Annotated in this window: 22 protein-coding genes; 15 read left to right on the top strand and 7 right to left on the bottom strand. The window is 72.0% G+C overall.

Annotated features, from left to right (window positions below):
* The first annotated feature begins 296 nt into the window (after positions 1–296).
* The 7 genes from ACGF5U_RS15195 to ACGF5U_RS15225 all read left to right on the top strand — a co-directional run bounded on the left by ACGF5U_RS15195 (position 297) and on the right by ACGF5U_RS15225 (position 9,752).
* The gene (locus tag ACGF5U_RS15195) at positions 297–1,889 is read left to right on the top strand and encodes a TIGR02677 family protein (protein ID WP_392714470.1); all 1,593 of its coding nucleotides are present in this window, start codon (positions 297–299) and stop codon (positions 1,887–1,889) included.
* Entirely contained in the window at positions 1,886–3,118 is a 1,233-nt protein-coding gene (locus ACGF5U_RS15200; RefSeq protein ID WP_392714472.1) for a TIGR02678 family protein, read from the top strand. The genes ACGF5U_RS15195 and ACGF5U_RS15200 overlap by 4 nt, the downstream gene beginning before the upstream one ends.
* Positions 3,115–7,230 (top strand): TIGR02680 family protein, encoded by a 4,116-nt coding sequence (locus ACGF5U_RS15205; protein WP_392714474.1) that lies wholly within the window; start codon positions 3,115–3,117, stop codon positions 7,228–7,230. Before ACGF5U_RS15200 ends, ACGF5U_RS15205 begins: the two co-directional genes overlap by 4 nt.
* On the top strand, positions 7,221–8,519 hold the full coding sequence (locus tag ACGF5U_RS15210; RefSeq protein ID WP_392714476.1) for a TIGR02679 family protein: 1,299 nt from the start codon (positions 7,221–7,223) through the stop codon (positions 8,517–8,519). The genes ACGF5U_RS15205 and ACGF5U_RS15210 overlap by 10 nt, the downstream gene beginning before the upstream one ends.
* Positions 8,520–8,679: 160 nt before the next feature.
* Positions 8,680–9,114 (top strand): hypothetical protein, encoded by a 435-nt coding sequence (locus ACGF5U_RS15215; RefSeq protein ID WP_392714478.1) that lies wholly within the window; start codon positions 8,680–8,682, stop codon positions 9,112–9,114.
* Positions 9,115–9,132: 18 nt separating this feature from the next.
* A complete protein-coding gene (locus tag ACGF5U_RS15220) occupies positions 9,133–9,477 on the top strand; it encodes a DUF6247 family protein (protein ID WP_392714479.1) in 345 nt (114 codons plus the stop codon).
* A complete protein-coding gene (locus ACGF5U_RS15225; protein WP_392714481.1) occupies positions 9,474–9,752 on the top strand; it encodes a hypothetical protein in 279 nt (92 codons plus the stop codon). The genes ACGF5U_RS15220 and ACGF5U_RS15225 overlap by 4 nt, the downstream gene beginning before the upstream one ends.
* A 624-nt stretch (positions 9,753–10,376) precedes the next feature.
* Here the strand turns inward: ACGF5U_RS15225 and ACGF5U_RS15230 are convergent.
* Together ACGF5U_RS15230 and ACGF5U_RS15235 are read right to left on the bottom strand one after the other, a co-directional pair.
* Positions 10,377–11,564, bottom strand: a complete 1,188-nt coding sequence (locus ACGF5U_RS15230) for a helix-turn-helix domain-containing protein (protein WP_392714483.1) — start codon at positions 11,562–11,564, stop codon at positions 10,377–10,379.
* Between the two features lie 88 nt (positions 11,565–11,652).
* Positions 11,653–11,835: a hypothetical protein gene (locus tag ACGF5U_RS15235; RefSeq protein WP_392714485.1), complete on the bottom strand. Its 183-nt coding sequence runs from the start codon at positions 11,833–11,835 to the stop codon at positions 11,653–11,655.
* Between the two features lie 237 nt (positions 11,836–12,072).
* On the opposite strand from ACGF5U_RS15235, the gene ACGF5U_RS15240 reads away from it, so the two are divergent.
* From ACGF5U_RS15240 to ACGF5U_RS15275, 8 genes are all read left to right on the top strand, one after another.
* On the top strand, positions 12,073–13,026 hold the full coding sequence (locus ACGF5U_RS15240; RefSeq protein ID WP_392714706.1) for a DUF3068 domain-containing protein: 954 nt from the start codon (positions 12,073–12,075) through the stop codon (positions 13,024–13,026).
* Positions 13,027–13,342: 316 nt separating this feature from the next.
* Positions 13,343–14,569 (top strand): glycosyltransferase family 4 protein, encoded by a 1,227-nt coding sequence (locus tag ACGF5U_RS15245; RefSeq protein WP_392714487.1) that lies wholly within the window; start codon positions 13,343–13,345, stop codon positions 14,567–14,569.
* Positions 14,562–15,311 carry a class I SAM-dependent methyltransferase gene (locus ACGF5U_RS15250; RefSeq protein WP_392714488.1) on the top strand — a complete coding sequence of 250 codons (750 nt, stop codon included), beginning with the start codon at positions 14,562–14,564 and terminating at the stop codon, positions 15,309–15,311. Before ACGF5U_RS15245 ends, ACGF5U_RS15250 begins: the two co-directional genes overlap by 8 nt.
* A gap of 22 nt (positions 15,312–15,333) precedes the next feature.
* Positions 15,334–19,635 (top strand): alpha-(1->3)-arabinofuranosyltransferase family protein, encoded by a 4,302-nt coding sequence (locus ACGF5U_RS15255; protein WP_392714490.1) that lies wholly within the window; start codon positions 15,334–15,336, stop codon positions 19,633–19,635.
* Between the two features lie 77 nt (positions 19,636–19,712).
* Positions 19,713–21,233, top strand: a complete 1,521-nt coding sequence (locus ACGF5U_RS15260; RefSeq protein WP_392714492.1) for a condensation protein — start codon at positions 19,713–19,715, stop codon at positions 21,231–21,233.
* Entirely contained in the window at positions 21,230–22,021 is a 792-nt protein-coding gene (locus tag ACGF5U_RS15265) for a class I SAM-dependent methyltransferase (protein WP_392714494.1), read from the top strand. The genes ACGF5U_RS15260 and ACGF5U_RS15265 overlap by 4 nt, the downstream gene beginning before the upstream one ends.
* A 15-nt stretch (positions 22,022–22,036) precedes the next feature.
* The gene (locus ACGF5U_RS15270; RefSeq protein ID WP_392714496.1) at positions 22,037–22,936 is read left to right on the top strand and encodes a DMT family transporter; all 900 of its coding nucleotides are present in this window, start codon (positions 22,037–22,039) and stop codon (positions 22,934–22,936) included.
* Complete coding sequence (locus ACGF5U_RS15275) at positions 22,926–23,171, top strand: Trm112 family protein (protein WP_392714498.1); 246 nt, start codon at positions 22,926–22,928, stop codon at positions 23,169–23,171. The genes ACGF5U_RS15270 and ACGF5U_RS15275 overlap by 11 nt, the downstream gene beginning before the upstream one ends.
* 218 nt (positions 23,172–23,389) lie before the next feature.
* Here the strand turns inward: ACGF5U_RS15275 and ACGF5U_RS15280 are convergent, their stop codons facing one another.
* The 5 genes from ACGF5U_RS15280 to ACGF5U_RS15300 all read right to left on the bottom strand — a co-directional run bounded on the left by ACGF5U_RS15280 (position 23,390) and on the right by ACGF5U_RS15300 (position 26,573).
* Positions 23,390–24,991: a polyamine aminopropyltransferase gene (locus ACGF5U_RS15280; protein ID WP_392714500.1), complete on the bottom strand. Its 1,602-nt coding sequence runs from the start codon at positions 24,989–24,991 to the stop codon at positions 23,390–23,392.
* Between the two features lie 7 nt (positions 24,992–24,998).
* On the bottom strand, positions 24,999–25,436 hold the full coding sequence (locus ACGF5U_RS15285; protein ID WP_392714502.1) for a DUF350 domain-containing protein: 438 nt from the start codon (positions 25,434–25,436) through the stop codon (positions 24,999–25,001).
* A gap of 101 nt (positions 25,437–25,537) precedes the next feature.
* Positions 25,538–25,954: a DUF4247 domain-containing protein gene (locus tag ACGF5U_RS15290; protein ID WP_392714503.1), complete on the bottom strand. Its 417-nt coding sequence runs from the start codon at positions 25,952–25,954 to the stop codon at positions 25,538–25,540.
* Complete coding sequence (locus tag ACGF5U_RS15295) at positions 25,951–26,445, bottom strand: DUF2617 family protein (RefSeq protein WP_392714504.1); 495 nt, start codon at positions 26,443–26,445, stop codon at positions 25,951–25,953. The genes ACGF5U_RS15290 and ACGF5U_RS15295 overlap by 4 nt, the downstream gene beginning before the upstream one ends.
* Positions 26,442–26,573: a hypothetical protein gene (locus ACGF5U_RS15300; protein WP_392714505.1), complete on the bottom strand. Its 132-nt coding sequence runs from the start codon at positions 26,571–26,573 to the stop codon at positions 26,442–26,444. The genes ACGF5U_RS15295 and ACGF5U_RS15300 overlap by 4 nt, the downstream gene beginning before the upstream one ends.
* Positions 26,574–26,626 lie beyond the last annotated feature (53 nt).

Raw genomic sequence — 26,626 nt, forward strand, 5'->3', positions numbered from 1 at the left:
CCCGGCCTGGGGCCCCCCCGCCCTGTAATGCGGCGGGGGGGGGCCCCCCCCCCCCCCCCGGCCCGGGCGGGGGGGGGGGGCGGGGGGGGGGGCCCCGCCACCGGCCCCCCCCCCCCACGGCCCGCGGGCCCTGCCGCCGGGGTCGCCCTTGCGGAGGTCGGCGGACAGCGTGGGTTGTGTATCCGTCGGCATACGGTGGGCGCGGCCAGTCCTTCCTCATGGATCACGACGGCGTGAATCAGCCAGGTACCGCCGCCCGCGCCGGTGGGGCGGCACGTGAGACACAATGGTCGACGATGACCGTCACCACCTCCGCTGCTCCGACCCGCCCGGATCCCGAGCCGGACGGATTCGGCCCCTTCGCCCACCTCACCGTGCCGAACACCCCGCTCTACCGTCAGGTGATGCGGGTGTTCCTCGTGGCCAAGGAGCGGTTCGCAGTTCATCTGCGTCCCGAGGAGGTGCATGCGGCACTGTCGGCGGATATCCGCCCCGCCGAACCCGAGGCCGTCGTTGCCGCGCTCGACAAACTCGTCGTCTGGGGCAATCTTCGGGCCGATCCGGACACCTCCCGAGTCACCGCCGTCGAGGACTTCTACCGGAAGCGGTTCATCTACCAGCTCACGCGCGAGGGGGAGGCCGCCGAGGCCGCGCTGTCCGCCTACGACGAGGCTCTCGGCCGCCGTGGCGCGCTCCAGGCCGTCGCCCTGCACGACATCGTCACCCATCTGCGCGCTCTGCTCGTCCTGGCTGCCGAGGACGAGCCCGACCCGGCCAAGGCACACCTGGCGCTCGACGCGCTGGCCAGCCGCTTCGCGGCGCTCGCCGACAACGCCCGCGCTTTCATGGGATCTCTCCAGCGGACTATCGACCTGCACGATGTCGAGGAGGAGGTCTTCCTCGCGTACAAGGACCGGCTCATCCAGTACCTGGAGCGGTTCATCCAGGACCTGATCACGCTGGGTGGGCGGATCGCCCGGCTGATCCTGGAGCTGGAGGACAGCGGAAGGGTGGAGCCCCTGCTGAGGGCCGCCGCCGGGCGGGAGGCCGTCGACGCCTCGCCGGAGGAGTACCAGAGCGCGGAGCGCGAGGTGTTCGAGCGGTGGGCCGCGCGCTGGGCGGGGCTTGGCGCCTGGTTCATCAGCAGGGAAGGACGCGAGTCACAGGCCCGGCTACTGCGTGGCCGGGCGCTCGGTGCGATCCCGCAGCTTCTGGCCGTCGTACGGGCACTGCACGAGCGCCGATCGGGGCGCTCGGACCGGTCCGCCGACTTCCGGACCCTGGCCCGCTGGTTCGCCGAGGCACCCGACGACGACGCCCGGCACCGGCTGTGGCGGGCCGTCTTCGGCCTCTATCCGGCCCGGCACCTCACCGTCGACGCCGACACACTCACCGCCCGCGCGGCGCGGCCCGTCCCGGCTGCCACCCCCTGGGCCGAGGCCGGGCCGCTGCGGATCAGCCCCCAGCTGCGCCGCACCGGGAGTTACGAGCGGCGCGGCAAGCCCCGCAAAGTCGAGGACCGGGAGGAGCGGCGACGCGCGCTCGCCGAGACAGCCGTCAAGCAGGCCGCGGAGACCGCGGCCGCCCGAGCCCGGCTCGTCACCGACGGCGTCACACGCCTGTCCGGTCTCGGCGAGCTCGACCCGGCCTCCTTCGGGCTGTTCCTCCAACTGCTCGGAGACGCGCTGGCCTCCTGGCGGCCCGGCATGAGGCACACCGTTGCCACCAGCAACGACGGCTCCATGGAGATCAGGCTCACGGCGCTCACCGACGGCACCACCGCCGAGATCCGCACGCCCGGCGGAGTATTCAGCGGCCCGGACCACCTCGTCCAGATCGTCGACCTGACGGACGGAGATGAGCTGACGGACGGAGACCCCGACCGATGACCGCACCGCTCGCCGAGGTACTCGAAGGCCAGCACGCCGCCGACCTGCGCAAAGCAGCGCGCGCCCTGCTGAAACACCCCCTCCTCCTCGCACGCGGCCGACACGCCGATGAGTTCCGACTCGTCCGCCGGCACGCGCCCGAGCTCCGGGAGTGGTTCGACCGCAACACGGGCTGGTCCCTCCAGACGGACGCCGAGACGGCGCGGCTGCGCAAGATCCCAGGCGTCCTCACCGACCCCACGCACCCGGCCCGAGAAGCCAGCCGGGGCGCCGCCCCGTTCACCCGTCGCCGCTACGTCCTGTTCTGCCTCGCACTCGCAGCCCTCGAACGCGGCGAGGCCCAGATCGCCCTCGGGCGCCTCGCCGACCAGATCGTCCTCGACGCCGCCGACCCCCGACTCGCCGCCGCCGGTGTCGAGTTCGCGCTGGAACGCCGTGACGAACGCCTCGACCTCGCCGCCGTCGTACGGCTCCTGCTGGACCTCGGCGTGCTGCGGCGCGTCGCGGGCGAGGAGGAGGCGTACGTCAGCGGGGTGGGCGACGTCCTGTACGACGTGGAACGCCGGGTCCTGGCCGGCCTCCTGGCCACCCGGCGGGGCCCCTCCACCGTGCGGGCGGACAACCTCGAGGACCGGCTCGCCGAGCTCGTCGCGGAAACCGCCCTGGACAGCGACGAGCTGCGCTTCCGCGCCATGCGCCGCTCGCTCACCCGCCGTCTGCTCGACGACCCGGTGCTCTACTACGACGACCTGACCGACGCCGAACTCGGCTACCTCACTCGGCAGCGCGGCTTCCTCACCGCCCGGATCACCGAGGTGACGGGACTCGTCGCCGAGGTGCGGGCCGAGGGGATCGCCATGGTCGACCCCGACGACGACCTGACCGATCTCCGCATGCCCGAACAGGGCACCCACGGCCACATCACCCTACTGCTCGCCGAGCATCTCGCCGGCGCCGACGGCCCGGTCACCCTCGGCGCCCTGGCTCTCCGCGTCCGCGAACTCGCGGCCGAGCACGGCGGCTTCTGGGCGAAGGCCGCCAGGGAGCCGGGCATGGAGACCGAGCTCGTCGAACAGGCCGTCGCCCGGCTTACCGCGCTCGGCCTGGTCTCCCGTACCTCGCACACGGTCCTGGCCCGCCCCGCCCTCGCCCGGTACGCGGTCGGCGAGACCGTCATCCACGAGCCCGGCTCCGCCTCCGTACCCCCGCAGCGAAAGGCCACCTCGTGAGCCGCCTCCCCACCCCTCGGCGTTCCCGCTGGCAGCCGCTGCGCGTCGGGCTCGTCGACCTGTTCCACTACGACGTGGAGGAGTTCCACTTCCGGGACGGGCGCCTGCTGCTACGCGGCAACAACGGCACCGGCAAGTCCAAGGTGCTCGCCCTGACCCTGCCGTTCCTGCTCGACGGCGACCTCAGCCCGCGCCGTGTCGAACCCGACGGCGACCCCGGCAAGCGGATGGAGTGGAACCTGCTCCTCGGCGGCGAGCACCCGCACTCCGAACGGCTCGGCTATACGTGGATCGAGTTCGGCAGGCTCGACGACACGACCGGCGAGCAGCACTTCCGTACGCTGCTGTGCGGGCTCAAGGCCGTCAGCGGGAGGGGCATCGCCCGCCACTGGTACGCCGTCACCCGCCAACGTGTCGACCACGGCTCGACCGAACGCACAGAGGACACCTTCCGGCTGCTCGACGCCACCGGCACCGCCCTGTCCCGGGACCGGCTCGCCGAAGCGGTCGCCGGGCACGGCATGGTGTACGACCAGGCCAGGACGTACCGCCGAGCCGTCGACGAAGCACTCTTCGGCTTCGGAGAGCAGCGGTACGTCGCCCTGGTCGACCTGCTCATCCAGCTGCGTCAGCCCCAGCTCTCCAAGCGGCCGAACGAAGCTGCCCTCTCCCGCGCCCTCACCGAGGCCCTGCCGCCCATGGACCAGGCTGTCATCGCCGACGTGGCGGAGGCGTTCCGCTCCCTGGACGAGGAGAAGGACGAGCTGGCCGCCGCCTCCGCCGCCGAACGAGCCGCCTCCGCCTTCTTGGAGCACTACCGGCGCTATGCCCGCATTGCCACCCGCCGTCGGGCACGGCTTCCGCGTGCCGAACACTCCCGCTACGAGCGTGTGCAACGAGATCTGGCCGAGGCGCAGGAGCGGCGGACGCGCGCCGAGGAACAGCGGGCGGCGGCCGAGGAGGAGATCAGTTCCCTGGCGGAGACCGCGGAGCGCCTGCGGGCCCAGGAGAAGGTCCTGCGCGAGGCGCCCGAGATGCGCGACGCGCGGGAATTGGAGCACGCCGCGCTGGCCGTGACGCGAACGGCGCAGGCGGCGGACCGGGCGCGGGGGGACAGGGAGCAGGCGACCGCCCTCCACACCAAGGCGCTCGGGCGGCTCGGTGCCGCCGAGAACCGGCTCCGTGCCGCGCGGCTCAGGGTCCAGCAAGCCTTCGCCCAGGCGCGGGAGCACGCCACCGCCGCGCACATCGCCCTACCCATGGACGACCGGTTGCCCGAGCCCGAACTGCGGCGCGCCGCCGAGGACGCCGAGGGCCGCGCCCAGCGCTCCCTCGTTCACGTCGAGGGCCTCCTTGAAGCGGCCGAGCGCGCCGCCACCGCGCACCGCAGGGCGTCTGGTCGTCTCGACGAGGCGGAGACAGATCTTGCCTTGGCCGCCGAATCGCACGGTGAGGCGGAGGAGTGCGCCGCGCGGGCCGGACAGAGGCTCCTGGACGACGTACGCGAACGCGCCCTGGCCTGGACGGAGCTGGCCTTCCCCGACGAGACCGGCCTTCTCGACGAACTCCAGGAATGGACCCGTCACCTCGACGGGCCGTACCCGGCACGTGTCCACGCGGCCAGGGCGCACACGGTCCGCTCGGCGGACCTCGCCGACCAGGCGGCCGAAGCCGCCCGCCGGGCCTCGGAGCTGGCGGAGCGCATCGACGAGGCGCAGCGGGAGCTCGCCGCGCTGGAAGCCGGCGGCGGACGCGAGCCCCAGCCCCCCGCCACCCGAACCCCCAGCCTTCGCGAACAGCTGCCGGGTGCCCCGCTCTGGCGTCTGGTCGACTTCCGTGACGACCTGCCCGAACCCGAGCGCGCGGGGCTCGAAGCGGCGCTCGAAGCCTCGGGCCTCCTTGACGCCTGGGTGTTTCCCGACGGCTCCGCCCTCGCCGTGAACGGGCACGACCTCCTGCTCTCCCCGTCGAACGGACCGGTGAGTGGTCCCTCCCTGGCCGACGTGCTGCGCCCGGCCATGGACCACGCCGACGGACAGGCTGCTGCCCTGGACGAAGCGACGGTGACCGGACTACTTGCCTCCATCGGCCTGGACAGCGAGGGAGGAGCCGGGACATGGGTGGCAGCCGACGGACGCTTCCGTGTCGGCGCGCTCACCGGCACGTGGGCCAAGCCAGTCGCCGCGTACATCGGCGAAGGCGCGCGCGAGGCGGCGCGGAGGGCCCGCGTCGCCGCGCTCGGCATCGAACTCGCCTCCCTGCGCGAGGAATCGAAGGCCGTCGCGGGCCGATCCGAGGCGATCGCAGGCCGTCGTCGCACGGTCGACACCGAACTCGCCTCCGTACCCGACGAGTCGCCGCTCACCCGGGCCCACGCGCTCGTCAGCGCCGCCGCCGACACCGTACGCAAGGCGCGCATTCGGTGTGAGGAGCGCGCTGCCGAGGTGACCGAGGCCGCGGCGCGATCCGGGCGGGCCGCCACCGAACTCACCGAGACCGCCACCGATCTGGGGCTGCCCGCCGAGCGGGCCGGACTGACCGCCGTACGTCACGCCCTCGGCTTCCTCGTCGCCGCGCTGGCCGCCTTGTGGCCCGCGAGGCGCGAACAAGGCGAGGCCGCATGTCAGGTGGACGACGAGCGCGCCGAGGCGACCGACGCGGAGCGGCGGGCCGCCGAACTCGCCCAGCGGGCCGATGACGCGGTGCGTGAGGCGGCAGCGGCCGACGAGCGCCACCTGACCTTGCGCTGCACCGTCGGTGCGGCCGTCGCCGAACTCGAAAGACGACTCGGCGAGACTGCCCAGGCACAGCGGATCTGCGAGGCCGGCCAGAAGACCGCCCGACGACGTTATGCGGAGGCGGACCGGGAGGCCGGCCGGGCCGAGGGGCGGATCGAGCAGTTGGAGAACGACCTCACGGAAGCCGTCGGCGCACGCGCGGAGGCCATAGCCGCACTCCAGCGCTTCACGGCTACCTGCCTGGTCGCGGTCGCGCTGCCCGAACTCCATGTCCCCGCCGAGGACGACGGCCCCTGGGCCGCCACCCCCGCCATCGCGTTCGCCCGCGCCATCGAGACCGGTCTCTCCTCGGTCGATGACACGGACGCCGCCTGGGAGCGCGTCCAGCGTCGGCTCAGCGAAGAACTCAAAACCCTGCAGGACACCTTGTCCCGGCACGGGCACAGCGCCTCCGCCCGCATGATCGAGGACGGCATGGTCGTCGACATCGTCTACCAGGGCCGCGAGCGGGCCGTACCCGAACTCGCCGAAGCGCTTGCCACGGAGGTGGGCGAGCTGACCCGCATCCTGTCCGCACACGAACGGGAGATCCTCGAAACCCACCTGATCACCGAGGTCGCAGGCACTCTCCAGGAACTCATCGGTGCGGCCGAGCGCCAGGTGCGGGCCATGAACACCGAGCTGGAGGACCGCCCCACCTCCACCGGCATGCGACTCCGGCTGGTGTGGCGCTCCTCGCGGAAATCCCCGCCCGGGCTGGCCCAGGCCCGGGAGCGGCTGCGCCAGTCCGCCGACGCGTGGACCGCCGAGGACCGCACGGCGGTCGGCGAGTTCCTCCAGGCCCAGATCGCCCGCCAGCAGTCCGACGACGGCTCGGGCAGCTGGCTCGAACACCTCACGGCCGCGCTCGACTACCGTTCCTGGCACGAGTTCGGCGTCGAACGCCACCAGCACGGGCGCTGGGTCCCGGCCACCGGCCCCGCCTCCGGCGGCGAACGCGTCCTCGCCGTGTCCGTGCCGCTGTTCGCCGCCGCTTCCTCGCACTACGCCAGCGCGGGCAGCCCGCACGCGCCCCGCCTGGTCACGCTGGACGAGGCGTTCGCGGGCGTGGACGACGACTCGCGCGCCAAGTGCCTCGGCCTGCTGAGCGCCTTCGACCTCGACGTGGTGATGACCAGCGAACGGGAGTGGGCCTGCTACCCACAGGTTCCCGGCATCGCCATCGCCCAGCTGTCCCGGATCGACGACGTGGCAGCGGTCCTCGTCACCCGCTGGGAGTGGGACGGTACGAGACGACAGCGCCGCGACGACCCCGAGCGGCGACCGGCACCGGACGCGGCGGGCCGGCCGGAACGAGAGCCACAGTGGAATTGACGCACAACGGGCACGCAGCACCCGACGCCGTGCCAGAGCTGATCACGCACGCCATGGTCGACATGCCCCGACTGCGCCGCCTCCTGGGCGTGCCGGAACTCGAGTGGCTCGTCGAGCGGGTACGCGGCCGGCTCGTGGCCGGGCGACCCCTGACCGGTGCCGTCTCCCTGGCCACTCACACTCCGGGCCAGCGGTCCGCGGTCGAACGGCTGCTGGCCAGAGCCCCCGGTGGGGGCCGTTCCCTCACCGTACGGCTGGAAGCGGTCGACGCCGTGCTACGCCGGTCGGGAATCAGCCCCGACGGCCTTGCCGCCGCCGTCACGGCGCTCACCGGACCCGTCACCCCGCTCGCCCACATCAGAGCGGAAGCGGACGCTGCCTGGGATCGGGCGTACGCACCCCTTGGCGCGCTCATCCGGGATCGGCCCGAGCTCGCCGCCTGGGCCGCGAGGGTGCGGGCCGATGGCCTTGCCCGGCGACTGAGCCGCACCTCCGACGCCGTGCACACTCTGCTCACGGGAGTATGCACCGCACTTCGCGCGCTTCCGGTCGATCCGGCCGTCTCGCTGGCCGCCTTCGCCGCCCAAGTCCTCGGCTCGGCCCACGCTCTGGACGACGGCACCCCGCAGGCCACTCTCACGCTGTCCGGGATCCGCGCCCTGACCGGGTTCGCCGACGGCAGTGGCGCCGAGTGGCGGCGGGACGCCTGGGCATCGGCAGGCCTGCTGAAGGACGAACTGTCCTCGACGGTCCTCACCCTGAACCTGCGAGGGACCCCGGCCCTCGACTGGATGGCCGACGAGGGGGAACCAGCTGTCCTGACACTTCGACAGCTCACCCGACGGCCACTCTCCGTCGCCTCCCCCGTGGTGCGGATCTGCGAGAACCCGGCCGTCCTCGCCGCGGCGGCGGACACCCTCGGCCCTGCCTGCTCGCCCTTGATCTGTCTCCAGGGCCAGCCTTCGGCCGCCGCGCTCACTCTGTTGCGCCACCTGCACGGCAACGGCTCGGCCCTCCACTATCACGGCGACTTCGACTGGGGCGGGCTTCGGATCGCTGATGCCCTGCTGCGCCGCGTCCCGTGGCGTCCCTGGAGATACACCGCCCGCGACTATCGCGCGGCCCTGACCGGAAGCGACTCGAAACTCGCGCCCAGACCCCTCACGGGCTCTCCGATCCAGACCCACTGGGATCCCGATCTCGCCGAGGCCCTCGCAGACGCCGGCATCCGGGTCGAGGAGGAGCGAGAGCTGGACCTCCTGCTGTCCGACCTGAGCGGGCGGCCCTGACCGGGTGTCCACGGCAGGCGACGGTTCGGGGCGTCGTGACTGCGGACGTCTAGATCTGAAGTTCAGACATGGTCGTCATTCTAGACTGGGTCGGAGAAACAGCCATGGTCGCGCTAGAGTGGCCCACGACCCGCTGAACGGCACCTACGGAGGCCGGGCCATGCCACCCCGCAAGAAGCGGGCCACACTCGCCCGCACTACTCGCCGCCCCTACGTGGATGACGCCACGTGGGACAGCGCCGACGACATTGCCGCCGGCGAGGCCCTGACCGTCGGCCACCTGCTCACCGTCCTCCTGGACCGGTATGCCGCCGGCGTCGTCGATGTTCCCCTTCCGGAGGAGGACGTTCGCGCGGGTGGACGCAGTGGTCACCTCGCCGCCATCGGAGACGCCGCCTGGGCCCACGCCGACGAGCGCCGAGAGCGGGAGGGCATCCAGTCGATGAGCGTCCTTTGTGAACTGCTGCTGCGTGAGACCGTCGCCGGGCGCGTCTCGGCGGGACTGCACGCCGCGCCCCGCGCCCAGCGGCCGAACGAGCCTCGAGAGGAAGCCTTGGCCGCTGGCGCCCCGCCCCTGTTCCACTCCGCCGCCTGAGACCCTACGGAGTCCGCCATGACCGAGCGTGCCGCAGAGCCCACCGGCCCCCTCATCCCCATGCCTGAGAAGACCCCGGCTGCGCTCCGCGTCGCCGTCGGACGCCTGGACCCGGGAGCCCTGGCCGCGTTCGATCAGCAGTGGGACGAGGCGATGCGCCAGGCCCGCGACGAGTACACCCTCACGCCGCCCCGCGCTTTCGTCGAGCACTGGTGGTCATGGGCCGGGGTGGCCCGTTATCCGCAGCGCCTGGCTCGCTTCCGCGAGTGCGAGCGCATCGTCAGCGAGTCGGACGACCGCGCCGAGCGCCGCGCCGCCGCGACGGAGCTGGCGTCCATCCTCGCCGAGGCTGCCGCCGCGTGAGTGACTGGACCTGGGAATACGAACCAGACGCCGAGAACGTCGTCGGCGGCCTGGACATGGCCCAGCGGTTGGAGGTCGAGGCGATCGCCCAGCGGATCACCGATGCCGTGGGAGTCCGCCGCATCGGCAAGCCGTTTGACATCACCGAGTCGGCATCCGGCGTCAGGACGTTCGCTGAGGGCACCGTGATGCTCTGGTACCAGGAGGACTACCGCGACGACGTCGTCCTGGTCCTCCGCGCACAGCACTTCGGAGCGCAGCATCTCGACACCTGACCTCGCACAGAGCGACGCCGCAGGGCGGGCGATCGCGGGGCCTTCCCGCCGGTCTGTGCCGGTGGTGAGTGAGCGGAAGAGCCGTCGAACCACCTGAGCAGGGCACCTGGCCCACCGAGCCGACGCCCCACCGTCCTGGCCGTGGACCGCACACGGCCGGTCCGGACGGCGTCGAGCCGATCTCGTGCGGCCTCCCCGAGCGCAAGCCGCTCGCCGGCCACGGTTCCGCGTCGCCGTCGGACGGCACGGCGTTCGGATCATGTCCAGGATGCCCTGGATCCCAGCGCCGCCGTGTAGGTGGCGAGACCGGTGAGGCGAGACACGACGGCGTACGCTGCGGGTTGTCCCAGCGGAGGTCGGCGGACACCGACAAGGACAACCCGGACCGCCAGGTGCGGCTGAGCTTCCTGGGCTGACCGAGCCGAACAGGATCGCGCTGAGGGTGGCCGCCAATCCTCCTTGCGCTCCGGCGAAACGGGCGAAGGATGCGCGGTACCACCGCGGACGAGATCGAGCGGCCGTACGACGGCTGCGGAAACCGCCCGCTCGGAGTACGTCGGCTGTCGCGGCAACGGACGCCGTCAAGCACGAGGTGTCGGGCAGTCCGCCGGTGTCTCCCCGGGGTCAGTCAGGCGGCGGGGCGAGATCTCCGCGGAGCCGTCGGGTGCGGAGCACCAGCTCTAGTTCGAAGCGGCGGTCCGGGTCGTCCAGGTCGTCGCCCCACAACTCGCGGAGCTGTCTCAACCGGTAGCGCACGGTCTGCGGGTGGACTCCGAGCCGGGCGGCCACCTCCGGGGCGCCTCCCCGCGTTTCCAGCCAAGCCAGCAGTGTCTCGGCGAGACGGTGGGCGTGCGCCGGGCCGCCGGACTCGTCCAGCCGCGCCAGCCTCCGCCGCGCCAGATCGTCGATCAACTCGCCTGCGGGCAGCAGTACCAGGGTTTCGACGTGCTCGCCGCAGTGCAGGAGCCGCCCTCGCGGCAGCAGGCCCCGCTCGATCATCCCGACGGCGGCATCGGCCCACCGCAACGACGTGGCGGCCTCAGTCACGGGAACCGACGGGCCGATCGCGCCGGACCAGCCGGTGATTGCCCGGTGCAGCAACTCCGCGCGTCCGGGGGCATCCGGGTCCGGTACGACGAGGCGCGGCCGCTCGCCCTCCATGTCGAACAGCATCTCGTCGCCCACGGCAGGGGCGACAGCCTCCACGGCAGGGCGAAGCAGCACGGCCACCGCCACCTTCTCGGGCAGTTGCCAGCCCACGTCGGCCGCGCGGTCGGCAAGGACGGTGGACGGATCCGAGCGGTGCTCGGCGAGCAGGAGATCGACGAGAAGACGTTGCAGGCGCAGCCGCTCCCCGGCCTGGCGGGCGACGGCTTCGGCGTAGCCGCGTACCGACTGGGCCACTATCACGTCGAGGTACTCGAACGCGGACTCGGCGAGCTCGTACATGGCCGAGGACGGAATCTCGGCCTGCTGGCCGATCTCCGCCATGCGCCGCCAGGAAAGGCGCACGCCCAGCCGGTAGATCCCCTGTAGGGAGTCCAGGCTGCGCCCGTGTGCGACCTCGCCGCGCCCGAAGTCCCGGAACATCTCGGGAAGGGCGCTCGGCCGGTCCGAGCCGGTGGTCATCTGCTCCACGAAGAGCTCCAGCGCGTGCCGGATCGCCACCAGGGCCTTCGGCTCCCCGGACTCGTCGGCGATGAACACCAGGCTCGGGTACTCCCGCCGAATCTCGGCGAGGATGTCCTGTGCCAGCTCGGGGATCTGCTCCAGGGCACGGTCGGCGAACTGCTGAATCCGTTCTCGTGGCACGTCGCGCCACGCTGACGAGGCTTCCAAACCACCGCTCCTGGATGTCCGGTCTTCATGAGCTCGGTCAGCCGGCCTGCACAGGCACAAACTAGCCCGCGCCGGGGCCAGGTGTGCTGGAGGGCCTGTCGGCGGGCGGGTCGGGGAATGTGACGAGCGGCACGTTCTGCTGCTCGGGTGTGGCGTCGAGAGCGGCGACGATTCCGAAGGCGGTGCCTGTGGCCAGAACGGCAGCGGCGACGCAGGTCAGGAGGGCGGCGAGCAGTCTGGACATGAGGATGATCGGCCTCTCAGTCGATGAGGTCTGTCACCCAGCGCGCCGGCCCGGTCCGGCGCGGTCAGTATGCGAGGCGCATTGACAGGTGGTCAAGCTCCACCTAGCTTCGCCGTTCACAGCAGTGTTACTTCCGGGTAAGTCGCCCATCGCTCCGGACGGGCTGTGATCCGTGCGCGCGGCCCGTCCCGCACCGCCGTGAACTTCCGCATCTCGCGTCCGTATCGGAGTACCCGCATGCGTCGTTCAATATCACCTTTGTCCCTGATTCTGCTGGGTGCCGGTGTCTTTCTGCTGGTGCTCACCCAACTGCTTGCCTGGTACGTGGAGCCGCGCGCCAAACGCACGCCGACCGATACGGTCTCCATGACGGTCTTCGAGGGTCAGGGCAGCTACTTCGACACCGGCTCCGTTTCCACGGTGGACGACCAGACGATAACGATCACCCGCCGGGTGCTGGGGGATGTCGCCGGCAGTGAGCGCAGCGGAAACGCGATCTGGGACGTGTCGACCCAGATCGATACGCCGAAGACGCTGCCGCTCGCCGACCCGCGGAAGTCCCTGCAGTGGACCACCGAACGCTGGGTGACCGACCGCCGGACGAACCTTCCGGTGCACTGCTGCGAGGAGAAGCCCGGGTTCGAGGGCGAGGCCTACCTGAAGTTCCCGTTCGACGTCGAGAAGCGCACCTACGCCTGGTGGGACAGCAGTCTGGGTGCCACCGTGCCGCTGGAGTTCGACGAGGTCACGAGGATCGACGGGCACGAGGGCTACCGCTTCGTCGGTGCCGTCAAGGCCACCGCGACGGGCACCCGTCTGGTGCCCGGCGTGCTGGTAGGCAGTTCGGAGCCGGGCCAGGTGCTGGCCGAGGAGTGGTACTCCAACGCGAGGATCGAGCTGACCGTGGATCCGCGAACGGGACGGATCATGAACGCGCTGATCGCTCCGACGAAGACGCTACGGGCCCCGGGTTCACAGAAGGACGCGGTCACCCTGCTGTCCAGCGAGCGGCTGGAATTCACCGACGCGACCCGGCGCGAGCAGGTGAAGCTGGCCTCCGAGGACAGCGGCCGGCTGGAGCTGCTCGGCGAGACCGCGCCACTGGCGGGCGGGATCGCGGGCGGTCTGCTGGTCGCTGCCGGCACGGTCCTGCTGGTTCGGGGCCGACGGCCGCAACACTCAGAAGAGTGATGAAACAGGGCTCTGCCCAGGGTCCGAATTTGTCACCGCCGTGAGTAGCCGGATCGAATCGCTGAACGAACACTGACGTTACCTTCCAGTAAGACCAGTGTTTCCCGGTGGAACCGGCTCTCACCCAAGGGTCTACCACCGTCCCGGTGCGGACAGGACGCCCGCATGTCCAGGTCCGGCACCGCAGCACCCGCAGCACCCGCTGTACCCGCAGTACCCGCAGTACCCGCACACCGAGCCAGCCCAGCGCTTCATCCCCGGAAGCCCGGCATCCCCACCCGCCTGCCACTCGCAGCCCCCGAGTTGGAGCACCTCTATGCCCCAGCGCGCGTCCGCCCTGGCCCTCGGCCAGAAGGACTCCCTTTCCGTCCCCGCTCAAGCCCGCACCGGCCATCACGTCGCCGACTCGCCTGCCGCTGACCCGCACGCCGCATCCCCCGACGCACCTCTGCCGCGCCGGATCACCTTTCTCGCCCGCCGTGACTTGGCCAACCGGGCCGCCGGTGGCTCGGAACTGCTCATCGACCGGATAGCCGACGGTCTGACCGCCGGCGGCCACGAGGTCACGCTCGTGTGCGGCGGTCCGGCCGCCGCCCGCGACTACCGGGTGGTCTCCGCCGGAGGTGACGCAGGTCACTTCCTGCGCGCCAGGGCGACCTTCGCCCGGGAGGTCGGCGGCTGCGACCTGTTGGTCGAGGTGTGCAACGGCATGCCGTACCTGGTGCCGCTGTGGCACCGAGGACCGACGTTGTGCCTGGTCAACCACGTGCATACGGATCTTTGGCAGATGCGTTACCCGGGCCCGGCGGCACGGCTCGGGCGCAGGCTGGAGCACTGGGCACTGGCAGGCACGCACCGAGACAACCTGATGGTGGCCGTCTCGGAGTCGACCGCCTCCGAGCTGCGCGGCATCGGCGTGGCCGCGGATCGCATCCGGATCGTCAACAACGGCGTCGAAGACCCCGGCCCCCTCCTGCCCGAGGCGAAGGAACCGCTGTTCCTGGCCGTCGGTCGACTGGTGGAGTACAAGCGCATCGACCTGCTCCTCAGGTTGTGGGAGCGGGTCCGTCCCGTCACCGGTGGCCGACTCGTCATCGTGGGCGACGGCCCCGAACGGTCACGCCTTGAAGCCATGGCCGGCCCCGCCGTGACGTTCGCCGGCCGGGTGTCGGACGCCGAGAAGCACCGGCTGATGTGCGAGGCGTGGCTCCTGCTGCACCCCTCCCTCGTCGAGGGCTGGGGGCTGGTCGTCACCGAGGCGGCCGCCCGGGGCACCCCCGCGATCGGTTTCGACATACCCGGCCTGTGCGACTCCATCGAGGACGGGGAGACCGGGGTGCTCGCCCGGGGCGAGAGTTCGTTCGCCGCCGCGTGGTGCGCCCTGTCCCTCAGCACCGAACGGCGCGCGTCCATGGGACGTGCCGCCGCACAGCGCGCCAAGCGCTTCCGCTGGAGCGCGACGGTCCGTCAGTTCCAGGTGGTCGCCGCCGAGGCGGCGGCCCGCGCCGCCATCCGGGAACGCGGCGGGAGCGGCCATGACTGAGATCACCGAACGCGGATTCAAGGATCCGTCGCTGAGGCGATCGGCCGCTCTCTTCCGGGCGTTCATGCGTGAACCCAGCGATCCCGAACGGTGCTACACCCTGTTGGCCCGCGACTCGGTCGCACAGGTGGCACGTCATATCGACCTGTCCGGCAAAATCGTTGTCGACATCGGCGGCGGTAGCGGCCAGTTCACCAAGGAGTTCCGCCGCCGTGGTGCACAGAGCTATCTCTTCGAGCCCGACCTGCGGGAGCTGTGCGCCCGCGGCCCGGTCACCGAGGACGCGGTGCTCGCCGACGGATATCTGCTGCCGCTCGCCGACGGGGCGGCGGACGTGTGCTTCTCGTCCAACGTGCTGGAGCACGTGTCGGACCCGCAGACGTTCATCAGCGAGATGGTGCGGGTCACCCGCCCCGGCGGACTGATCTATCTGTCGTTCACCAACTGGCTCTCCCCCTGGGGAGGCCACGAGACCGCGCCGTGGCACTACCTCGGGGCCGACCGGGCCCGCGAACGCTACGAACGGCGCACCGGCCGGGAAGCCAAGCACACGCTCGGCGAGAACCTCTTCCCCGTCCACATCGGGCCCACCCTTCGGCACGTCCGCGGCCGCGGCGATGTGAAGGTCGTCTCGGCCCGCTCCCGTTACTGGCCGTTCCTCGCGAGCACGATCACCCGGGTGCCGGGACTCCGCGAGATCGCCACCTGGAATCTGCTGCTGATTCTCAGGCGAAGCCCATGAGCATGCGAAGCGAGGAACGGTCATGACCACTACGGTCCAGGCGCCCACGCGGGTGCCGCAGCCCGGCCCGACGCCGTCGGAGGCGTTCGGCGAGCCGCGCGGACGACGCCTGCTGTTCGGCTTCTGGGCCGTCGTGCTGGTGTCGTTCCTCGCGGTGTCACCGGGGAAGATGACGTTCGAGACCAAACTCGGCGTCGCCCTCGACCCCTGGCGCTTCATCGGCGACCTCGGTTCGCTGTGGAACGGCAACGTGGGCCTCGGCGGCATAGCCAACCAGTACATCGGCTACGCCTTTCCGGCACTGCCCTACTACGCGCTCATGGACATGCTGCAGGTGCCGGTGTGGGTGGCCGAACGGCTCTGGCTGTCGATCATCGTGACCGCTGCCTTCTGGGGCGTGCTCAGGCTCGCCGAACGGCTGGGCGTGGGGACGCCCCGGTCCCGGGTCGTCGGTGCGGTCGTCTACGCGCTGTGGCCCACCTTCACGATCGTCATCGGGTCGACCTCCGCCGCCGCGCTGCCCGGTGCCCTGCTGCCCTGGGTGCTGCTGCCGCTGACATCCGCGAAGGCGAGCCCCCGGACGGCCGCCGCACGTTCGGCCCTGCTGATCCCCTTCATGGGCGGCGTGAACGCGGCCTCGACACTGGCAGCGCTGCTGCCCGTGGGCCTGTACCTGCTCAGCCGCCCTCCCGGCCGGCGTCGGCGGGCGCTGCTGGGCTGGTGGATACCAGGCGTCGTGCTGGCCACCGTGTGGTGGGTGGTCCCGCTGCTCCTGCTCGGCATGCACGGCGAGAACTTCATGCCGTACGTGGAGCAGGCCGACACCACCACCGCCACCATGTCCGCGACCGAGTTGCTGCGCGGCGCCGGCAACTGGGTGGCCTATCTGAACTTCGGTGAGGCATGGCTGCCGGCCGGCTGGACCGTCGCGACCTCCGTCGTCACCGTTCTCGGTTCGGCGTTCGCCGCGGCGCTGGGGCTGGCGGGCCTGGCCCGGCGGGACCTGCCGGAGCGCCGCTGGCTGATGCTGACCGTCCTGGCCGTCGTCCTGATCTCGCTCGCCGGGTACGGCGGAGCCTTCGGCGGTCCGTTCCACGGTGTCGTCCAGGACTGGTTGGACGGGCCGCTGAAGCCGTTCCGCAACATCTACAAGTTCCAGCCGGGACTGGCCCTCGCGCTCGCCCTCGGACTGGCCCATCTGACAGCCGCGCTGTCCGGGAGCAGGGGGTCTCGCGCACTTCGCGGTCGCCGCTGGGTGCCCGCGGCCACGGCGGTGCTGGTACTGCCCGGTCTGGCACTTCCGTACGTCAACGGCTCGATCCTGCAGCCCGGAGCGTTCACCAGACTGCCCGCCCACTGGGAGAAGGCCGCCGACTGGCTCAAGGACAACGCCCCGAACAGCCGGGCACTGGTCGTACCGGCGACGGCGCACGGCATCTACACCTGGGGATCTCCCATCGACCAGCCGTTCGACGTACTGGCCGAGACCCCCTGGGCGCAGCGTGACTTCGTCCCCTTCGGTACTCCCGGCGCACGCCGTATGACGGACGCCGTCGAGCAGGCGCTGCTGTCAGGAACCGAGGTTCCGGGTCTCCAGGCCTACCTGGCACGGGCCGGCATGCACGAGGTGGTCGTCCGCAACGACCTCGACCCCGACCAGATCGGCTATGTCCCGCCGCAGACGGTGAAGCGGACCCTGGAATCGTCCGGCTACCGCAAGATCACCGGATTCGGACCGCTGGTGACCGGCGGACGCATCGCCGCCGACACCCCTCTCCAGGTGCAGGGGCTCTACCCGCGGCTTCAGGCCGTGGAGATCTACCAGCCGCAGGACCGCAACGGGAGGCCCGACCGGGTCGGTGTCTCGGCCGTGGCCGACACGGCCGTGGTCAGTGGCGGACCCGAGGCGCTGCTCCAACTGTCCGCCGACCCCTCGATGGCCGAGCGGCCGGCCGTACTGGCCGGGGACACTCTTCCTCAGGGCGTCGTCGCGCCGGTGAAGGCGGTCGCGGACGGGTTGCGTCGAGCTGACACCCGGTTCGGCCTGGTCAACAACAACACCTCGTACACGTACACCGCGGACGAGCGCAATCACTCCGGCAGCCTGCAGAACCCGGGCGAGAAGCCCAAGCAGATCCTGCCGTCGGAGGGCACCGACCACCAGACGACGGCGGTGCTGCGCGGCGCCCGCGCCGTGACGGCTTCCAGCAGTGGCAACTGGCTGTTCCACCTGCCGCAGTACGACCCGGTGAACGCCTTCGACGGCAACCCGGACACCGCGTGGGCCGAGGGCAGCCCGGGCGAGCCGGCCGGGCAGTGGCTCAGAGTGGAATTCTCCCGGCCGACTGACATCCCGGCCTCCATCCAGCTGAAGCCCCTGCCGGGCGACGCGATGCGCGCGGCGCCCACCCGGGTGCGGATCGAGACCGACCGCGGTTCGGCCGACAGCCCCCTGCAGACGAACGGCCTGCCGCAGACCGTCAAGGCTCCCTCGGGCGAGGCCTCCTGGATGAAGATCACCATCGTTGCCGCGCAGCAGGCGCGCCCGGGCCTCTCCGGGGCCGGGTTCGCCGAGGTGTCGATCCCTGACGTGCAGGTGACGCGCATGCTGGTGCTGCCTGCCGACGCGGAGCACACCGACGCGGCGGCGAGCGTGTACTCCCTGCACCGCGGCACCGATGCGGGCGGCCTGTCGCCCGTTTCGGCCGAGGCGGGACTGCACCGGCGGTTCAGCACCCGGGAACCGGGCGAGTACCAGGTGTCGGCGCGAGCCGTCGCCGTGCCCGGCGGCGCATTGGACGAACTCCTCGACCGCGCCGCTCCCGGATCGAAGAACCGGGTGACGGCCAGCGTGGACTCCATCAGCCGCAACGGCACGTCACTCAGCGCCCGCAACCTGGTCGACGGTGATCTGACGACCGCCTGGATCGCGGGTGACCGGCCCGTCGTCCACCTGAGCTGGCCCCGGAAGAGGAAGATCGACGAGATCATCCTCGCGCCGGCCGGCGGGGTGTCCACCCGGCCCGAGCAGGTGATGGTCAGCTCCCCGCACGGCGCCGCGGTGGCCGACGTCGACGAGAACGGACGGGTCCGCTTCCCGGAGATCGAGACGAACCGGCTCGACATCACCATCAGCAGGGTCGTCCCGCTCACCGTCCACAATCCGGTGGCGAACGCGCAGTTGCAGCTGCCGGTCGGGCTGAGCGAGGTGCACGTTCCCGCACTCGCGGATCTGCGGGTGCCGCGGCCGAAGCCGTCCGCGCGCTTCTCGCTGCCGTGCGGTGAGGGCCCGGACCTCGCTGTGGGCGGTGTCCTGCACAAGACGAAGGCCTCCGGGCTCGTCCGGGACCTCACCGAGCGGCGCCCCGTCACCGTCGCCCTCTGCGCGGGCGAGGAGAAGGACGGCACCCTGGAACTTCCGCCCGGCGACCACGAGGTGGAGGCGGGTGACGCGGGCCCGCTGGCGATCACCGACGTCACGCTGACCCGGGGCACTCCTCGGGAACTGGCGGGAGCGGCGGGTCGCGAGGCCACCGTCACCCGGTGGACCGACGACAGCCGGACCGTCTCGGTGTCGGCCGGCTCCGGCGAGGCGACGTACCTGCGGACCTACGAGAACGCCAACGACGCTTGGAAGGCCACCCTGGACGGCACGGAGCTGGAGCCGGTGCGCCTCGACGGCTGGCAGCAGGCCTGGGTGATCCCGGCCGGGGCGTCCGGCACGGTGACCATGGAGTTCGAGCCCTCAGGGTCGTACCGGGCAGCCCTGATCGGCGGTGCGTTCGCGCTCCTCGCCCTGGTCGCCCTGGCCTTCGTGGGCCGCCGACGCGAAGACGGCGGGACCGACGAGGAGCTGCCCGAGCCGCCGCCCCCGGGGATGCTGCTCGGAACCCTTGCGCTGACCGCGGTCGTCGCGTTGGCGGCGGGGCCGCTGGCCCTGGTCGTGCCAGCACTCGCCCTGGCGGCACGGTTCCGGCCGGCCGTTCTGGTGCCGATCGCGGCGGCGGCGATGGCCGGAGCGGGCCTTGTCGCGGCCGTCGGCGCCGGGGAGCCGGTCGCCACCGGGGAAGGCGCGTTCAGCGGCTTCGCTCAGGTGCTCGCGCTGGTGGCCCTGTCCGCCGCCCTGGTGACTGCGGTAAGGCCGGCGTCCGGTGCCGCCGGGCGTGGGCGTACCGCCGGGCGTGGGCGTGACGACGGGTGCGAGGACGCCGATTCCGACGCGCCGGAAGCCGGACCGGTGGTCACGGCCGAGCCGCGCGGTACCGGCGACGGGCACCGGCCCGAGCCGCCCCTTCGGCGGCCGGAAGGCGGTGGCCCCTCGTGATCGCGCCCTGGACCCCCGCCGGGGGGGCCGCGCCCCCTCCCGGCGGGGTCCGGATACCCTTTCCGACCGTCGACGAGGTGTCGCGGCACTGCCTCAGTGACGACGAACCGGAGAGCGTACACATCGAGGTACATCTGCCCGGACGACTGGACCCGGCACGGCTGCGGGTCGCGTTCCGGCGGGCGCTGCTGACGCACTCCAGGGTGCTGATGCGGGAAGTGCCCGGCCGCCGGCACCGGCGGTCCTTCGCGTGGGAGCTGACCGGCGAACCGGACAGCGACCCGGTGAGCCTCGCGGGGCGGGGCCCCGACGCGTTGGCCAGTGCCCGGGCCCGCGCGCTGAGCGCATGCCCGCCGCTCACCCTGTCGCCGCCGATGCGCCTGGAAGTCATCGAGATGGACGGGGGAACGGGCGCCCCGGGTCCGTCGGCGGCGGGCGCGGCTTCACAGACCGGGACCGTGCTCCTGCTGACGATGCATCACACGGCCCTCGACGCGCCGTCGGGGCTGCGGCTACTCGCCACGACCGCGGAACAGTACGGAGGCGTGGACCCCGTCCCGGTCGCCGGGCGGGTCCGGCCGGGGCGCCCGGGCCCCGCCCCGGGCGGGACAGGCCGCGTCGTACGGACGCGCCCCGTACGCGTCGCGCCGGACTCCCGCCCCGAGCCGGTCCGCGCCCGCGCCGTGGGCAACGGCATGCTGCAGACGGACCTGCCCGTTCCTCGGCGTGTGACGCGGAACGGAGACCCTTCGCCCTGGACCGTCAACGACCAACTGCTGGTCGCCGCATCACTGATGGTGACCCGCTGGAACGTCTTGCAAGGCCGGCCGGCCGGTCCGGTACGGATCACGATGCCCGTCGACGACCGGCCGCGCGGCACGGAGATGCCGATGGGCAACGGAACCCGGCTCGTCGAGGTGGCCATGACCCCCGAGGACCCGCGCGACACGGGCCTGCTGCTCGGTGAGCGGCCGGACCCGGCAGCCGTGGCCCGGCTACTGCGCACCACCGCTCGGCGCACCCACGCGCTGAAGTCGGCTCAGGGCGCCCCCCTGGGTGCCGGGGCGAGTCTGCTGACCGCACCGCTGCTGCCAGTCGGCATCCGGGGCGTGCTCACCCGTGGCGCACGGCGGGTGACGGCGCCCTGGACGTCGACGGCACTGGTCACCAACATCGGACGCGTGCCGTACGCGCTGGACTTCGGCGACGCCGGCCGGGCGGCGGCCGTGTGGTTCTCCGCACCGGCGCGGATGCCGCGCGGGCTGAGCGTGGCGGCGGCTTCCACCGGCGGGCGACTGCATGTGACGCTGCGCTGGTCGCGGGCGCTGCTCGGGGACGCGGCCGGTGCGGACCTGGTGGGCTTGTTCGCGGAGTCGCTGTCGGCGACGTCTCTCACCCCGGCCGGGGCGAATGCTCCGGGGGCGGGGCCGGGAGCCGCGACCGGGGAGGCGGACGCCACCGCCGCGGACCCCGAGGCGACTCCGGCCCGGGATCACGCACGGGGCCCGGGCGGCCCGTACCACCGCGACACGCAGCACCCCGACCCGACTCCGGGTGGAGCCCGCTCCACCCGGGACACCCACAAGAGGCCGTCATGACTCCCTCCGCCAGCGGCTCCGCAGCAACCGGGAAGTCGCCCGAGGCGGCGGCGACTCCGAGCCGGCCGGTTCCCGGGCTGCGGGACTTCTACGAGAACCCCACCGTTCCCGTCGCCTCCGGGGAAGCCCGCACCCTGCGCCAGGCGCGGATGCTGGCCGATGCGCTCGGCCCCGTCGGGCCCGGCCGCCCGGCCGCGACCGTGCTCGACGTGGGCTGCGGGGACGGCTCGGCGGGCGCGACCGCCACCCGCGTCCTGGACGGGCACCGCATCGTGGGGATCGACTGGTCGCAGGACGCGCTGCGCCGGGCGGCGCCACGCCTGAGCCAGGTCGTCCGCGGCGAGTTGACCGGCAGCGGGCTGCCGTTCGCCTCCGGCAGTGCCGACGCCGTGCTGTTCAGCGAGGTCGTCGAGCATCTTGTCGACCCCGACAGCGCTCTCGACGAACTGCGCAGGGTGCTGCGACGAGGTGGGCATCTGATGCTCTCGACGCCGAACCTCGGCGCCTGGTACAACCGCGCCCTGCTGCTCGCCGGAGTCCAGCCGGTGTTCTCCGAGGTGAGTCTGCGCCGCATCCACGGCAGACCGGGCAGGGAGGTGGTGGGCCATCTGAGGCTGTACACGGCGCGCGCGCTGCGTGAGTTCGTGGCGGCGTCCGGGTTCGAGGTGGTGACGGTCGCCGGTGCGCCGTTCCACGGAGTGCCGCGCCCGCTCCGCCCGCTGGACCGCTTGGCCTGTGGGCTGCCGTCCCTCGCTTCCATCCTCCTCGTGCATGCGAGAAAGGTGTAGCCCGTGGTGTGGGGTGTGACCGCCGCACTGGTGGCCAACGTCCTGTACAGCACCGGCTTCGTCCTGGAGAAGCGGGCGCTGGCAGGCATGCCGCCGCTGAGCGCCGCACAGCCGGGCCGGGTCCTGATCCTGCTGGCCCGCAGGCCCTTGTGGATCTGCGGGGCCATGGCGTTGGCCCTGGGGTTCGCCGCGCAGCTGGCTGTCTACCGCACACTGCCGATCGCCGCCGCCCAGGGCTTGTTCCTGTCCGGGCTGGTCCTCCTGCTGGTGCTCTCGTCGGTGGTGCTCGGTGAGCGCCCCTCCGGCCGTGAGCGGCGTGCGGTGGCAGTCATCGGTCTGGCGCTGGTGATGGTGGTGGCCTCGCTGTACGAGTCCAGCGAGGAGATCAGCCGCAGCGCGCCCACGGGCATCCTGCTGGCACTGTGCGTGCCGACCCTCGCGGCCGGGCTGGCGCTCTACACGGCTGCGGAGCGGCGCGCCCGTCGGCGCCATCGGCAGCCGACCACAGGAGTGGCCTACGCGGTCGCGGTCGGTCTGATCTACGGCGTCAGCTCGCTCGCCATCAAGGGCGTCTCCGGGCATCTGGACACCTCGGACCTCCTGGGCTCCGTGCCCGCCCTGCTCTCCTCCCCGTACCCGTACCTCCTCCTGCTGACAGGGGCCGGCGGACTGGTGCTGTCACAGACCGCGCTACAGCGTTGCCGGGCCTCACTGATCGTCCCGGTGTGCTCGACGGTGACCTGTGTGTTCACCATCGTGAGCGGCACGATCGCGTTCGACGAGCCGCTGCCCGACGACTCGTTGCGGCTGTTACTGCGTCTCGGCGGCACCGCGCTCGCACTGACGGTCCTGCTCACCCTGCCGCGACACGACGCGGACCCCCCACTTCCGAAGGAACCCGGCCATGAAGCCTGACAACCCGCTGCTGAAGATCCTCGCCTGCCCGCTCGACAAGGGGCCGCTGATCCTCGACGAGATCGGGAACGCTCTCTACAATCCGCGCCTGCGCCTCCGCTATCCGATCGTCGACGGCATTCCGCAGCTGCTCCCTTCCTCCGGAGTGCAGGCCGCCGAGGAGGAACCCGCCATCGAAAATGAGCATGACGTGTCCGCCGGACCGTCCGGCTCCGCCGGTCGGGACCGCGCTTAAGCCGCGTTGACCGGACGCCCGGGAGGCGCCCGGTGGCCTCGCGCCCTGCCGGGGCAGGGCAGCCGGCCGGGCACAGACCCGGCGCCCTCGTCCGTGCCGCCTCTGCGGCATCGGCGCGTGGTCGGCTGTCGTTTCTGGGCTGAGGGGTGTCCGGAGCGTGACGGCGACCTGGCGGCGGCACGGCTGTCCGCCGAGGCGGCCCGGAGGGGCCTGTCTGATCAGTAGTTCTGCCACTCGTGGCGGGTGTACTCCAGCACCGCGGGATCCATCAGTGTGGTCGCGCGCACGTTCTCGGGGCGGCGGTCCACGGGGAAGACGGTCGAGGCCCGGAGTACGGCGTCGTCCAGGAAGCGCAGGGGCGGCGCGTCCTCGGCGAGGCGCGGACGGGGCGGCGGGCCGTCGCCGCCACGGGTGGCGAGCACGAAGCCCCAGTTGCCGAAGCTGGGGACGTCGACCTGGTACGCGGTCGTCGTGTAGCCGGCCGTGTCGATCGTCGTGGCGATGGACCAGTACGACTTGGGCGCGAAGAACGGGGAGCCGCCCTGCACCACGACCCGGCTCTCCGGCTGCAGGGCCCGGCCCAGCAGGTGGTAGAACTCGACGCTGTACAGCTTGGCCAGTGCGGCGGTGTCAGGGTCCGGGAAGTCGATGACGACCGCGTCGTAACGCCGGCCGACGTCCCGCAGCCAGCTGAAGGCGTCCGCGTTGACGACCGTCACACGGGGGTCGTCCAGCGCGTCGCCGTTGAGCGCGACCAGCGGGGGGAAACGGCGGGCGAGCCGTGTCATCGCCGGGTCCAGGTCCACCAGGGTCACCTCCTCGACGTCGTCGTACCGCAGGACCTCCCGCAGCGCCAGCGCGTCCCCACCGCCCATGATCAGCACGGACTCGCGCTTCCCCGCCAGGGCCGGGTGGACCAGCGCCTCGTGGTAGCGGTACTCGTCCACGGAGGAGAACTGGAGGTCCCCGTTGAGGAAGAGGCGTGTGTCGGGCTGCCCGGTGAACGCGGTGGACCGGGTGACCACGATGTCCTGGTACGGCGTGGTCTCGGCGTGGATGATCGGGTCGCGGTAGAGCTGCTGGCGCGCGGTCACCTCGATGTCGTCCGCCAGGACGTACACCGTGCCGAGCACGGCGAGTACGGCGGCCATCGCGGTCAGCAGGCCGATCCGTACGACCCTGCGCGTCTCCCTGCGGAAGATCCACAGGACGACCACGACCCCGGCGACGGCGTTGACGGCTCCCACCGCGAGCGCGCCCTTGAGCTGCCCGAAGGCGGGCAGGAGCAGCAGGGGGAAGCAGAGGCCGCCGATGAGGGCCCCGACGTAGTCGGCGGCGAACATGTCGGCGACGGCGCTGCCCGCCTCCTGCCGCCGGATCCGCTGAAGCAGCGTCATGAGCAGCGGGATCTCGGCACCGATGAGCAGTCCGACGACGAACGAGATCACCACCGTGGCCGGCATGTAGACGCGCAGCCAGGCGAACGCCGCGTACAGGATGAGCACCGACAGGCCGCCGACCAGCGCGAGCAGCAGTTCCACCAGGGCGAACGCGCCGACCGCGCGCCGCTGGAGGGGCTTGGCGGCGAGCGACCCGATGCCCATGGCGAACACCATGACGGAGATGACCACGGAGGTCTGCATCACGGAGTTGCCGATGAGGTAACTGCCCAGCGCCGTCAGCGCCAGTTCGTACACCAGACCGCAGGCCGCGCAGATGAACACCGCGAGGAGCAGCAGGAAGCGGGCCCCCCGCGTAGGGGCGGGCTCCGGCGGTCGTGCGGCCGCCGGAGCGGAGCGGTCCAGAACGGTGGTGCCCATGTCCGCCTCAGGAGACGGCGGCGCCGACCATGAAGGCCGTGCCGAGGTACATGGCCGCCTGGACCCAGGCGGCGGGGTGCGGACGGTCACCGTTGTCGTCGAGCACGGTGGCGCCCAGGCGGCCGGGGGTCATCAGCCCCACGACGAAGGAGATCAGCGTCATCACGACGACCCCGGCGAGGCCGTACAGGAGGGTGCTGACCAGCCCGTAGCCGAGACCGAGTTCGGACTCGCTGGCCCGGATGGACTGTTCGATGACGAGGCCGATGGCGACCGTCTGGCCGGCGACGAGGACAGCGGCACCCCGGTTGCGCTGCGTCCACACCACATGGAAGAGCTTGCCGGGGGTGACGAGGTCGAGCGCGATGAACCCGACCACCATCACGACGAAGCCGACCAGGCCGTAGAGCAGGGCGGTGCCTGCCGACTCGAAGATCTCTGCCACGGGGATGCCTTTCAGTGCCTGGGGGTGTGCCTACGGGGACGGCGTGCGGGTACGGCGGGGACGGCGTGCGGACAGGGCGGGTACGGCGGGCCTGGCGGAGGTCACTTGCCGGAGCCGGGGCCGCCGCCACGGAAGCTGTCGCTGTCCGGGTCCGGCCAGACGGAGCCGATGTGCGACCTCCAACGGTGATAGCCGGTGCGGTAGTCCGCGATCTCGATCCGGCTGCCGGCCGACGGGCGCGGAGTGATGGCGACGATGTCGTCGCGGTACCGGAGGAACACCTTGTCACCGTCCTTGAACTGCGCCTGGGCCGCGGTGTGGCCGTCGATCTCCTGCGCCACCCGGGGCGCGGGGTCGCTGTCGTCGACGTAACCGGCCTCGTTCGTGGAGGCGTACTGCTGCCGTATCCAGCCGGACGGGACGTCGTTGCCGTCGTCCGGTTCGCCGGAACAGGCGGTGAGCGCGGTGAGCGCGACCGCGGCGAGCAGCGTCACGCTGGTGCGTCGGGCGGTCTTCATCGGGCCTCCAGTCGGGTGTGCGTCGCCACGATCTGGCGGCTCTGCGGATAGGTGTGCCAGGTGCGCCAGCTCAGCCCGGAGCCCTGTGGCTCGACGGTCAGCGCGGTGAGCGCGTCGGGGGAGCCGGGGAAGACGCCGTACAGCGCCCGGGGGTGCTCGTCCGCCCGGCCGCGGATCCGAGCCACGCGTGCGCCGAACCCGGCGGCGTCGAAGTGCTGGACGGAGGCGCTGAAGTGGTAGTCCCAGCCGTCGAACTCGCGCGTCACCGTGCCGGGCAGGCAGGCGTCGACACCGGGCAGGCAGGCCACCGTCTCCCGTACCGGACCGGCGAAGACCTGGTGGGAGGCGCCCAGCAGGCTGAGCCGTACGTCGAGTCCGCCGACCGTCAGATCCCGCACGGCGAGCGCCTCGCGCGCGGGGCACCCGAGCGTGAACGAGAGCTGGTCGGCGTCGGTGTCGAGATAGGGGGTCGCCAGGGCTATGCCGGTCACGAGACGCCACCCGGGTGACGGCTCACGGGCGCGGGAGCGGAGGCCACGGAGGCCATGGCGGACCCGTCGGCGGAGACGGTGGCGACGGCGGCGAGTGCGGCGCCGAGCACGGCAGGCTCACGCTTCATCGAGATCCCCCGGACTCCGGTACGTGCAGAGAGCGCCGCCGAGTATGGCACAG

The organism is Streptomyces sp. NPDC047886 (assembly GCF_043204435.1).
In the GTDB taxonomy this organism is placed as follows: domain Bacteria; phylum Actinomycetota; class Actinomycetes; order Streptomycetales; family Streptomycetaceae; genus Streptomyces.